The 11,596-nt window shown below is 28.1% G+C and carries 11 protein-coding genes; all 11 read right to left on the bottom strand.

All coding sequences use genetic code 11. The annotated features are described in order from the left end of the window. Nucleotides 1–186: 186 nt before the first annotated feature. The 11 genes from SPJ33_RS08085 to SPJ33_RS08035 all read right to left on the bottom strand — a co-directional run bounded on the left by SPJ33_RS08085 (nucleotide 187) and on the right by SPJ33_RS08035 (nucleotide 11,460). Entirely contained in the window at nucleotides 187–1,179 is a 993-nt protein-coding gene (locus tag SPJ33_RS08085) for an NAD(P)H-dependent glycerol-3-phosphate dehydrogenase (RefSeq protein ID WP_321117455.1), read from the bottom strand. A gap of 2 nt (nucleotides 1,180–1,181) precedes the next feature. Continuing rightward, the gene (gene der / locus SPJ33_RS08080) at nucleotides 1,182–2,498 is read right to left on the bottom strand and encodes a ribosome biogenesis GTPase Der (RefSeq protein ID WP_321117454.1); all 1,317 of its coding nucleotides are present in this window, start codon (nucleotides 2,496–2,498) and stop codon (nucleotides 1,182–1,184) included. A 2-nt stretch (nucleotides 2,499–2,500) separates the two neighbouring features. Next, nucleotides 2,501–3,832, bottom strand: coding sequence for a DUF512 domain-containing protein (locus SPJ33_RS08075; protein ID WP_321117453.1), 1,332 nt, complete (start codon nucleotides 3,830–3,832; stop codon nucleotides 2,501–2,503). 166 nt (nucleotides 3,833–3,998) lie between these two features. After that, a complete protein-coding gene (gene phoU, locus SPJ33_RS08070; protein ID WP_321117452.1) occupies nucleotides 3,999–4,655 on the bottom strand; it encodes a phosphate signaling complex protein PhoU in 657 nt (218 codons plus the stop codon). 26 nt (nucleotides 4,656–4,681) lie between these two features. Next, on the bottom strand, nucleotides 4,682–5,431 hold the full coding sequence (gene pstB / locus SPJ33_RS08065) for a phosphate ABC transporter ATP-binding protein PstB (protein ID WP_321117451.1): 750 nt from the start codon (nucleotides 5,429–5,431) through the stop codon (nucleotides 4,682–4,684). A gap of 10 nt (nucleotides 5,432–5,441) precedes the next feature. Next, nucleotides 5,442–6,326, bottom strand: coding sequence for a phosphate ABC transporter permease PstA (pstA, locus tag SPJ33_RS08060; RefSeq protein ID WP_321117450.1), 885 nt, complete (start codon nucleotides 6,324–6,326; stop codon nucleotides 5,442–5,444). A 1-nt stretch (nucleotide 6,327) separates the two neighbouring features. Further along, nucleotides 6,328–7,218, bottom strand: a complete 891-nt coding sequence (pstC, locus tag SPJ33_RS08055) for a phosphate ABC transporter permease subunit PstC (RefSeq protein ID WP_321117449.1) — start codon at nucleotides 7,216–7,218, stop codon at nucleotides 6,328–6,330. 32 nt (nucleotides 7,219–7,250) lie between these two features. Beyond that, entirely contained in the window at nucleotides 7,251–8,129 is an 879-nt protein-coding gene (locus tag SPJ33_RS08050) for a phosphate ABC transporter substrate-binding protein (RefSeq protein ID WP_321117448.1), read from the bottom strand. Between the two features lie 172 nt (nucleotides 8,130–8,301). Continuing rightward, nucleotides 8,302–10,002: a sensor histidine kinase gene (locus SPJ33_RS08045; RefSeq protein ID WP_321117447.1), complete on the bottom strand. Its 1,701-nt coding sequence runs from the start codon at nucleotides 10,000–10,002 to the stop codon at nucleotides 8,302–8,304. A gap of 5 nt (nucleotides 10,003–10,007) precedes the next feature. Next, nucleotides 10,008–10,706, bottom strand: a complete 699-nt coding sequence (locus tag SPJ33_RS08040; protein ID WP_321117446.1) for a response regulator transcription factor — start codon at nucleotides 10,704–10,706, stop codon at nucleotides 10,008–10,010. A gap of 16 nt (nucleotides 10,707–10,722) precedes the next feature. Next, nucleotides 10,723–11,460: a polyphenol oxidase family protein gene (locus SPJ33_RS08035; RefSeq protein WP_321117445.1), complete on the bottom strand. Its 738-nt coding sequence runs from the start codon at nucleotides 11,458–11,460 to the stop codon at nucleotides 10,723–10,725. Nucleotides 11,461–11,596 lie beyond the last annotated feature (136 nt).

Genomic DNA, 11,596 nt, shown 5'->3' with positions numbered 1-11,596 from the left:
ATATATATATTCTATATATTAGGTTTATATACTAATTATATCTAATTTTTGAATATATTTCTATATTATTGTAATTAGATATAATACCCTAATTCTCATAATAATATTAGTACTCGAAAATCTATTATTTGCTACAAATAGATTTATCTTATAAAAATAGAAAAGGTAACCTTTTTAGGTTACCTTTTAATGTGTTTCATTTTTCTTTTCTCTAAGCATTAATTCTTGAACAGCTTTTTTGGGATTCTTATTTTCAAAAAGAACACTATATAAAGCATCAGTAATTGGCATGCTAACACCAATCTCTCTGTTAAGTTCATAAAAAGCCTTACATGCTTTAACTCCCTCAACTATCATGCCAACTTCTTTTAATGAATCATCTAATGATTTGCCTTTACCTATAAGTATTCCTGCTCTTCTATTTCTTGAATGCATTGATGTACAAGTAACTATTAAATCACCCATTCCTGTTAACCCAAAGAATGTTTCAACTTTTCCACCTAATGCAGTTCCAACTCTTGAAATTTCTTTCATACCTCTTGTCATTAATGCTGCTTTTGTGTTATCACCATATCCAACACCATCACAAACCCCTGCAGCTAGTGCAATTATATTCTTTACAGCCCCACCAATTTCTACACCGATTATATCGTCATTTGTATATATTCTTAGTGTTGGTGTCATAAATAGTTCTTGAACCTTTTCTGCATATTCCATATGGTTTGATGTAGCAACTAAAGTAGTTGGAATTTCAATTGCTACTTCTTCTGCATGACTTGGTCCTGATAATATAACTACAGGATTTGGAAGTTCTTCTTCAATAACTTGTGATAGTCTTTTATTGGTTGTAGCTTCAATTCCCTTTGCTATAGATATTATAATAACATCTTTTTTTATCTTTCCTTTTAATGATTTAGCTACATCTCTTATAACATGAGAAGGAACTGCTAATACTAAATAGTCTGCTCCTTCTATTGTACTATCTAAATCATTATAGGCTGTAATATTTTCTGGAATCACTACATCCTTTATATATTTACTATTTCTTCTATTATTATTTATATCATTACATACGTTGATATCTCTATCAAATATATTTACTTTTTCTCCTTTATGACCAAGTTGGACAGCTAATGCTGTACCAAAGCTTCCACCTCCAATAAACGCTACCCTACTCATTATTACATTTTCCTTTCTCTATACTCTATTTGTATACCTGTTCCTTCAAAATCAAAACTTTGTCTTAATTGATTCTCTAGGTATCTTTGATATGAGAAATGTGATGCATTTGAATCATTAACAAAGAAAACAAATTTAGGTGGTCTTGTAGCAACTTGTGTTGCATAATAAATCTTCATTCTCTTTAATCCAACAATTGGTGGTTCCTTCATAAGAACTGCTTTGTTTATTACATCATTTAAGACACCAGTTGAAACTCTCTTTGAGTAATTATCATAGCACATCTTAGCAGTACTTAGAATTTTATGCGTTCTTTGTCCTGTAAGTGCTGATATAAATACATAAGGTGCATAGCTTAAGAATTTAAGCTTTCCTTGTAATTCTTTTCTGTATTTATCAAGTGTCTTATCATCTTTTTCTATAAGATCCCATTTATTAACTACAACCATAATAGCTTTTCTCATTTCATGGGCATATCCTATTATTTTTTCATCTTGTTCTGTTATTCCTTCTTGTGCATCTATCATTAATATACAAACATCTGCTCTTTCAATAGCTGCATAAGTTCTTACAACACTATATCTTTCTATTTCTTCTTTAACTTTGCTTTTTCTTCTAAGACCTGCTGTATCTATAAGTATAAACTTACCTTCGTCTGTTTCAAGATATGAGTCTATTGCGTCTCTAGTTGTTCCAGGAACATTTGAAACTATAACTCTTTCTTCTCCTAGAAGTCTATTTATAAGTGATGATTTACCTACATTTGGCTTACCTATCATAGCAATTCTTATAAATTCATCTTCTTCCTCTTCTAAATATGAATTATCAAAATGTTCAACAACTCTATCTAACATATCTCCAAGACCTAATCCTTGGGCCCCTGATATTGTTATAGGATCTCCAATACCTAGGTTATAAAATTCCCATGCATTGTCTTCTTCTTTTAGTGTATCTATCTTGTTAACTACTAAAACTACAGGTTTTTTGCTTTTTCTAAGCATTGATGCAACTTCTTGGTCAGCTGGTGTTAAACCTTCTTTACCATCAACTATAAATATTATTACATCTGCTGTTTCTATTGCTATATTTGCTTGTCTTCTCATTTGTTTTACTATGATGTCATCTCTTTCAGGTTCTATTCCTCCTGTATCTATCATAGTAAAGTTATGATTTAACCATTCAGCTTCAGCATACACTCTATCTCTTGTAACTCCTGGTGTATCTTCAACTATAGAAATTCTCTTTCCTGCTAATCTATTAAATAATGTAGATTTACCAACGTTTGGTCTTCCTACCATTGCAACAATCGGTTTTGCCATTACTATTCCTCCTCGTTATAAGTATTTATTAAATCTATAAAACCATCTCCTGAATAATCACACACGATAACCTTAACATCTAATTCTTTTTCAAGCATTTCAATCGTAACATCATCTAGCATAACAAGTTCCTCTGGAGCTAATTCATATCCTCTTCTAAACATATTATCACTCATTATAAGGTATTTAGAATTTATCTTACCTTTTATTTGATCTATGATATCTGTTCCTGTTAAAAGTCCAGCTACTGTAATAGTCTCTCCAAAATAATTATTTACAATCTTTTTTACATCTATTTTTATCTTTGGATTTTTAGAAACTATTTTATCCATAGCATTTTTTATTTCATTATAAGCTAATGTACCTGTAACTACAGTATAACTACCTTTTTTATTTAAATCTAAAAATTCTAAATCTCTTTTTATGGCTTCTCTGTAATAACGCACATCGCCTACACCATCTTCTAGCTGTTCAAAACCATTATAAAATTCTTTCTCTGGAACATCTTCTTCTGCTACAAGATAAAATTCATCTGAAAGTCTAGCAAATGGTTCATTAATTTCTTTCATAAACTTTTCTTGAAGTTTACCTATCATTTTTATTGTTTCTCTTGAACTTTCCTTGTCAAATATCTTTACATCTGCTAATCCTTCTCTAAACTTAGTAATTCCAATTGGAACTATAGCTATATTGTTAACTTGTGGATAAAGCGTATATAAATCATTTATTGTTCTTTTAAGCTCTTCTCCATCATTAACTCCAGGAACACATACTATTTGAGCATTCATTTGAATTCCTGCATCTTTAAGTTTTTTCATTCTTTCATATATTTGACCTGCAAATCTATTGCTAAGCATTTTAACTCTAAGTTCTGGATTTGTAGTATGTACAGATATATTAATAGGACTTATTTTATATTTTATTATTCTATCGATATCCTTTTCTTTCATATTTGTTAATGTAACAAAGTTACCTTGCAGAAAGGATAATCTTGAATCATCATCTTTAAAATAAAGAGTATCTCTCATGCCTTTAGGTAATTGGTCTATAAAACAGAACATGCATTTATTACTACAGCTTTTTGCTTTATCCATTATTCCGCCTTCGAAATCTAAACCAAGCTCTTCGCCATAATCTTTTTCTATTTCAATATCCCATATTTCGCCATTAGCCTTTTCAATTTGAATTGTTATATCTTCATCTACAGCTAAAAATCTATAGTCTATAATATCTTCTATTTCCTTTTCATTAATTGAAAGAAGAAAATCTCCTGGTTCTATACCAACTTCTTCTGCAATACTATCAGGAAGCACACTTTTTATTAAATTTTTCATCTCTTCACTCCCTTTTTTATAAACTAGCCTATCTTTTGTTATATTACATTAATATATTTAGTTAGTCAATAAAAGTCATGAAAAACTCATGATTTAGACTATTATTTAAAATCATATAATAATATATATGAAAAACCACACTAAATTTAATCAGTGTGGTTTTATGTTATTCATTTAAATCAACATATTTTCCTTTTTTACTAAAGATAATCCATTCACAAATATTAGTTACATGATCACCCATTCTTTCTAGATACTTGCTTACAAATAAAAGATTAGTCTTAACTTTAACTTCTCCCTCTTCTTTTTTTATATTAAGCAATGTATCTTTAAAAACTTCTTTATAAATATTATCTATTTCATCATCTAACTTACATATTTCATAAGCTTTTTCAGCATCTCTTTCCAAATAAGCTTCCATAGCTAAATTAAGCATATTTCTAATTCTCTGTTCCATAATCCAAAGTTTTTTTGCTTCACCTATATAAGTTTCAGAATCTGATTTTTTTGCAATTTTACATATATCAACTGCAAGATCTGCCATTCTTTCTAAATCTGTAACAATCTTAGATGCTGTAAAAACTCTTCTTAAATCTTTAGCAACTGGTCTTTCTGTTGCTATAAATTTTATACACTCTTCTTCAATTTTTTTTTGTAGTTCATCTATTAAATCATCTGATTTTATCGTTTTATCAGCTAATTCAACATCTAAATTTTTTAGTGCCATCATACTTTGATGCAACTGATCATTTACTAAATTAATCATTTCTTTTAGATTATTATTAATTATATTTATTTTTAATGCTTGTGATTTTCTTATCATATAATCTAATCACCCCTTAATAATTATTAACCAAATCTTCCTGTAATATAATCTTCTGTTCTTTTATCTTTTGGTCTATAAAATATATCCTCTGTTTTACCATATTCTATAACTTCCCCACTTAAAAAGAATGCTGTTTTATCTGCTATTCTTCCTGCTTGTTGCATATTATGAGTAACTATTATAACAGTATAATCTCTTTTAAGTTCTTCTATTAAATCTTCTACTTTATTAGTTGATATAGGATCAAGTGCTGATGTAGGTTCATCCATTAAAATTACTTCTGGTGATATTGCAAGAGTTCTTGCTATGCATAATCTTTGTTGTTGCCCTCCAGACATTCCAAGTGCGCTTTTTTTAAGTCTATCTTTTGTTTCATCCCATAAAGCTGCGCCTCTTAAACTTTTTTCTACTATTTCATCTAATATTTTTTTATCTTTAATTCCATGTATTCTAGGACCATAAGCTACATTGTCATATATAGACATTGGAAATGGGTTTGGCTTTTGAAATACCATACCAATTCGTTTTCTTAATGTAATCTCATCACAATCTTTAAAGATATTATTACCTTCAAAGAAAATATCACCTTCTATCTTTACCGAATCTATAAGATCATTCATTCTATTTATTGTTCTTAAAAATGTTGATTTTCCACATCCTGATGGCCCTATAAGAGCTGTAACTTCATTTTTTTCAAACTCTATATTTATATCTTTAAGGGCCCTATTTGTCCCATAGTAAAGATTTAAATTTTTAGCTTCTATTATGCTCATATATTTCCTCCTATTTTCCACTATAAGCTTTTAACATTCTATTTCCTATAACTTTTGCTAATATATTAAATATTAATACCATTATTATTAATACTGCTGATGTCCCATTTGCTATTGCTGAAGCATCTGGAACTATGCCTTCTGAATTTAATTTCCAAATATGAACTGCTAAAGTTTCTGCTGGTCTAAAAAGCGAAAATGCAGATGTCTTTCCAGTAAGACTTATATTATTAAAATTAGGCATTGCTGAACTTAGACCTGCTGTATATAAAAATGCTGCAGCTTCTCCAAAGATTCTTCCTGATGCTAATATTATTCCAGTTAAGATATCCTTCATAGCTATTGGTAGAGTTAACTTTTTTATGGTTTGCCATTTACTAGCCCCAAGACCTAATGAAGCTTCTTTAACTTTCTTAGATGCATGTCTTATAGCAGTTTCAGATATTCTAGTCATTGATGGAATATTTAATATACTTACAGATAGTGCACCTGCTATTATTGAATAACCCCAACCTGCTAAATTTACAAATACTAAAAGACCAAACATACCTATAACTATTGATGGTAATGATGACATTGTTTCAAGTGATAATCTTATAATATTTAACACAATTCCTTCTTTAGCGTATTCTGCTAAATATATACCTGCACCTATTCCTATAGGTACTGTTATTATAAGTGATATAACTAGCATATAAAGTGAATTAAATATCTGTGGTCCAATTCCACCACCTGCTCTTGTTATGCTAGGTTTTCCAAATAAAAATGAAGGAGTTATCATATAAAGTCCTTTATATAAAATATAAGCAATAAATGCACCAAGTATAGCTACTATAAAAAATGCTACAGCATAAAATCCTCCTGTTGCAAACTTATCTATTTTTTTTGCATTCATTTTAATCAACTCCTCTTTTTTCTATTCTTCTAACTATTAGTATAAACAAAAATGATACTATAAGTAATATAAGTGCAAGTGTCCATAATGCATCATTCCACGCAGTTTTACTTACTGTATTTGCCATATCCATAGTTAATATACTAGTTAGTGTTGATGCTGATCCAATTAAGCTACTAGGAAGTCTAACAGCATTTCCAATTACCATTTGTACTGCAAGTGCTTCTCCAAATGCTCTTGCTATTCCAAAAACAACACCTGTAAGTATTCCAGACTTTGCACCAGGTACTATTACATTTTTTATTGTTTGCCATCTTGTTGCTCCAAGTCCTAATGATGCTTCAATATGCTGATATGGCACAGCTTTTATTGCATCTATAGAAAGAGTAGCTATTGTTGGAAGTATCATAAGTGATAAAACTAATATCCCAGCTAAAAGTGAAAATCCCATACCTCCAAAATTATTTTTTATAAATGGCACTAGTACAGATACTCCAACCCAACCATATACTACTGATGGTATACCAACTAAAACTTCAAGAGTTGGTTTTATTAGCTTTTCTCCAAGTCCTTTTGCAATTATATTAACAAATATTCCTAATGCAATTGCAACAGGTGCACTTAAAATTACTGCACCTAATGAAACTATTGTTGATCCTAATATAAAAGCTAAAGCTCCAAAATTTTTAGGATTACCCGTTGGATCCCAATTATTTGTAAATAAAAATTCTAATATTCCATATTCACCTTTAGTAAATGTTTGTATTCCCTTTATACCTATAAATATGATTATTGATATTGTTATTAAAATTATTAATATTCCACAAATACTAGAAAACGTCTTACCTAAATATTCATTTAAAAGTCTCTCTTTAAAGCTTCTTTTTTCCATATTCATCATTCCTATCTATTGCTTTTTAATGATTATTCTTTTATTTCACTTCCACGAATCAATCCAAGATTTTCTACACTTCCTGCATTTTCTTTGCTATCTATAAAATCAATAAATCTTTTTGAAAGCCCTTTAGCTTCTCCATTAGTGTACATATGTCCCCATGCCCAAAAGCTATATTTACCTAATTTTATATTTGTAGTTGTTGGCTCTTTACCATCTATTTTTATTAATCCTAAGTTTTCTTTAGCTTCTTTATTAGTCATATAAGATAAAGCTATATAACTTATAGCACCCTCATTTTCTTTTATAGTATTTAATACTGCTCCATTACTATCTTGAACAATACCTATAGAATCATTTTCTAAATTTTTATTTCCATTTAAGATTTTTTCTACAAATGTTTCTCTAGATCCTGAAGAGGCTGGCCTATGAATTACTAATATATCTAAGTCTTTTCCTCCAATTTCTTTAAAGTTTTTTATTTTCCCTGAAAATATGTCTTGTATTTGTTTTTTAGTTAAGTTTTCTATTTTAGAATCTTTATTAACAACTACTCCAAACCCTTGTGCAACAACTTTATGATCTACAAGCTCATTTGCTTGCTCTTTTGTTAGTTTACTTTCTGCAAACACATCTGAAGTCCCTATATCAGCCATACCTTCTAATACTTGAGTAAGACCTGTTCCTGACCCTCCAGCTTGTGCATTTATTATATCTTTTGGATTAATTTCATTAAATTTTTCTATAGATTGTTCCATTAACGGAAGAAGTGCTGATGATCCACTTATAGTTATATTTTCTCCCTCATAAGCAGAATTATTTTCTTTAGAATTACAACCTACAAATATTCCACTTAATGCAGTTATAACTAATATCGCTATTAATACCTTTAAAATTTTCTTCCTCATATTTATGTATCCTCCATGAAAGATTTTAATTTCTAATAAATATATTCTTATAATATCTTTTGAAGGTTAAGCGATTATTATACAAAAGTTAAAGTATATTAGATTTTCGTTAAATTTAATTAAAATTAATGCTCTAAAAATAAAAAAAGACAGATTATATAATCTGTCTTTTTTAAATATGTTTTATTCTAAATATAAATTCTGTTCCTTCATTAAGCTCTGATTTAACTTCTATAGTTCCTCCAAAGCTTTTTACTATATGTTTTACTATTGCAAGGCCAAGACCTGTTCCTCCGCTTTTTCTTGACTTATCAACTCTATAAAATCTTTCAAATATTCTTGGAAGGTCTTCTTTTGGAATTCCAATCCCTGTATCTTTTACTATGAAATTATAGTATCCATCTTTAGAAAAACTTTTTATAAATATTTTGTCTCCCTTTTCTGAATACTTTATTGAATTTTCAATAATATTAAGAGCTATTTGCATAAATTTATCCTTCTGCCCTAAGATATAATTTATATTTTCTCTATCAAATGTTATCTTAATATCTTTTTTATTTGCTTGCTCACTTAAAATATCAATAACATCATATATAATTTCATCTGGTAATAATTCTTCCATTTCTTCAACAGTATTGCTTTCTAAATTTGAAAGAACTAATATATCATTTATAAGTCTTGTAAGCCTTATGGTTTCTTTATCTATTATATCTAAAAATTTATTCTTTGTTTCATCATCATCTACATATCTTAGAGTTTCTGCAAATCCTTTAATAGATGTAAGAGGAGTTTTTAATTCATGAGATACATTTGCAACAAACTGTGTTCTTATATTTTCAAGCCTCTTCATTTCTGTTATATCTTGTATTGCAATAACTCTACCAATTTTCTTATATCCATTAATAACAGTTGCAGTCTTTATTTTTAAGAATCTTCTAACTGGTTTTTTTATTTTAACTTGAAGTTCACTGCCATCTTCATTTTTTAATATATCTTTTATTCTCTTATCTTCAATACATCCGTTTAAACTTTTTCCTGTTACATTTGAGTTTATTCCAAATATTTTTTTAGCATAAGGATTAATAGTAATTATGTCATTATTATTATCTACAGCTATAACTCCACTTTGCATACAATTTAAGATAGATTCTAGTCTGTTTTGTCTATCTACTATTTCATTCATCTTGCTTTGAAGTTGATCTGCCATATTGTTAAATGTTTTTCCTAAATGTCCTAATTCATCATCTGAATTTATATTAACTCTAGTTTGAAGATTTCCATTTGCAATTTTTGAAGTAACACTTTCTAAATGCTTTACAGGTTCAACTATTATTCTTACAAGTTTAAGAGCTAGTGTTATTGAAAGAAGTAAAACTATAAAAGCTAATACAATGTAATACTTTATATTCTCTTCATAAAATATCTTTACTGTTGATTCTGGCACACTACTTCTTACTATAGTTCCATCACTAAGTTTTGTTGCACAGTATACCATATTCTCTCCTAATGTTTCACTATATCTTTCAGAGTAGCCTATACCATTTACATTTTCATTAGCCATTTTTATTTCTTCTCTATCTAAATATTTATTGCCTTTATCATTATTTTTTGAATCAAATATTACTGTTCCATCTTTATTTATTATAGTAAACCTTATAGTAGTATTGCCTATCTTAAAATCATTTAAAGTATCTTCATCTAATTTTTCATTATATTTAAGTATTGACTTAGCAACAATATTATTATAGTTTCTAAGAATATCTTTTGTATTTTTTATTTCCTGTGCACTAGATAATGTAATAAAAGATAATGTTAATATTGCAAGTGCAAATACTATAGTTATTATTACTGATGTAACTATTTTTTTCTTCATAATAATTACCCATTAAATCTATATCCAACGCCCCTTATTGTTTCAATAAGCTTAGGATTTTTATCATCTTCTTCTATTTTTTTTCTTAAATATCTTATATGAACATTAACAGTTCTAGTTTCTCCAATATACCCATATCCCCATATCTTATCTAAAAGCATTTCTCTTTTTAATATTTTCCCTCTATTTTTAATAAGTATTTCAAGAAGCTCAAATTCTTTAAGCGTCATATCTATTTTTTCTTTATTTATTAATACTTCATGTCTTTCAAAATCAATTTTAAGTCTTGAATTTTCATAATAGCTTTCTTCATTATCTTTATTAGATACTACACTTCTTCTTAAAACCGCCTTTACTCTTGCAAGTAATTCTCTTATAGAAAATGGTTTTGTTATATAATCATCTGCTCCAAGTTCAAGCCCTAATATTTTATCTAACTCTTCTCCCTTTGCTGTTAGCATTATTATTGCTATATTGCTTGTTTCGTTATTTTTCTTAATTTCCTTACATACATCATAGCCGTCCATTCCAGGAATCATAAGATCTAATAAGACTAAACTTGGTTTTTCTTCTTTAGCTAAATTAAGACCATCAATTCCATTATTTGCAGTTATGACTTCATATCCAGCATTTTTAATATTAAATTTTAATAGCTCTAATATATGTTCTTCATCATCAACTATTAATATTTTTTCTTTTAACAAATCGTTTTTTCCTCCTCTACTTTAGAAAAGCAAATGAAAATAACCTTCCATAAGATCCATTTGATTTTCTATATGAGTGTAGTTTTATATTATCTTCACAATAAGTGCATGCACCAAAATCATAGATATTATTTTCTAGTATTCCACTATCTAATGCATCTTTTAAGATACATTCTTTTAAACTTAAATTTCTATTGTAAAATAAATCGTCCTTATTTATATGATTTTTCTCTTCTATAAATTTTTCTTTAAGCTCTTCTGAAACTTCATAACAACATTTTCTTATATGAGCTCCTATATATACTTTTGTATTTTTATGATTAACTTTATAAACTTCTGTCATCTTTTCTAAAGTTTTCTTAGTTATTGAATCAAAAGTTCCTCTCCATCCACTATGAATAGCAGCTATTACTCCATCTACTTCATTTACAGCAATTACAGGAACACAATCTGCTGTAAATACTCCAATTGCAACATTTTTCTTATTTGTAATTATTGCATCTCCTTCATTTTCAATGAAATCTACCTGATTATCGTAATTTAAAACTTTATCTGAATGAATTTGTTTTATATATATAACTTCATCAACATTAAAGTCTTTTTTTATACTCTCTAATGCTAAAATACCTTCTTTAGTATTTCTATTAAAACTTCTATTATCTTCTGCAGTTGAAAATACAACCTCTGATTTCTCATTATCTAAAACTAAAAAATCTCTCTTTCTTTCAAAATTTTCTATGTGTATACTATTCATAAATCTCTTCCTCCATATCTTTTATATCATTTTAACATTTCCTATATTTATTATCTATCAGACTTTAATCATTTTACCTAACTTTAACGTAAAAAGCATTCTAATTCTAAGCTTAGAATTAAAATGCTTTACAACA

The sequence above is a fragment of the Clostridium sp. genome, assembly GCF_034179595.1.
GTDB lineage: Bacteria > Bacillota > Clostridia > Clostridiales > Clostridiaceae > Clostridium.
Note: the sequence above shows the minus strand (reverse complement) of the source record. Positions and strands in the feature narration are given on the sequence as shown.

What these genes read in the sequence shown, in the direction of transcription:
- pstA (WP_321117450.1), bottom strand. Translation starts at nt 6,326, where the DNA reads ATGAATGCAAAAAAAATAGATAAGTTTGCAACAGGAGGATTTTATGCT.
- SPJ33_RS08035 (WP_321117445.1), bottom strand. Translation starts at nt 11,460, where the DNA reads ATGAATAGTATACACATAGAAAATTTTGAAAGAAAGAGAGATTTTTTA.
- SPJ33_RS08075 (WP_321117453.1), bottom strand. Translation starts at nt 3,832, where the DNA reads ATGAAAAATTTAATAAAAAGTGTGCTTCCTGATAGTATTGCAGAAGAA.
- SPJ33_RS08050 (WP_321117448.1), bottom strand. Translation starts at nt 8,129, where the DNA reads ATGAGGAAGAAAATTTTAAAGGTATTAATAGCGATATTAGTTATAACT.
- phoU (WP_321117452.1), bottom strand. Translation starts at nt 4,655, where the DNA reads ATGATAAGAAAATCACAAGCATTAAAAATAAATATAATTAATAATAAT.
- pstC (WP_321117449.1), bottom strand. Translation starts at nt 7,218, where the DNA reads ATGGAAAAAAGAAGCTTTAAAGAGAGACTTTTAAATGAATATTTAGGT.
- der (WP_321117454.1), bottom strand. Translation starts at nt 2,498, where the DNA reads ATGGCAAAACCGATTGTTGCAATGGTAGGAAGACCAAACGTTGGTAAA.
- pstB (WP_321117451.1), bottom strand. Translation starts at nt 5,431, where the DNA reads ATGAGCATAATAGAAGCTAAAAATTTAAATCTTTACTATGGGACAAAT.
- SPJ33_RS08085 (WP_321117455.1), bottom strand. Translation starts at nt 1,179, where the DNA reads ATGAGTAGGGTAGCGTTTATTGGAGGTGGAAGCTTTGGTACAGCATTA.
- SPJ33_RS08045 (WP_321117447.1), bottom strand. Translation starts at nt 10,002, where the DNA reads ATGAAGAAAAAAATAGTTACATCAGTAATAATAACTATAGTATTTGCA.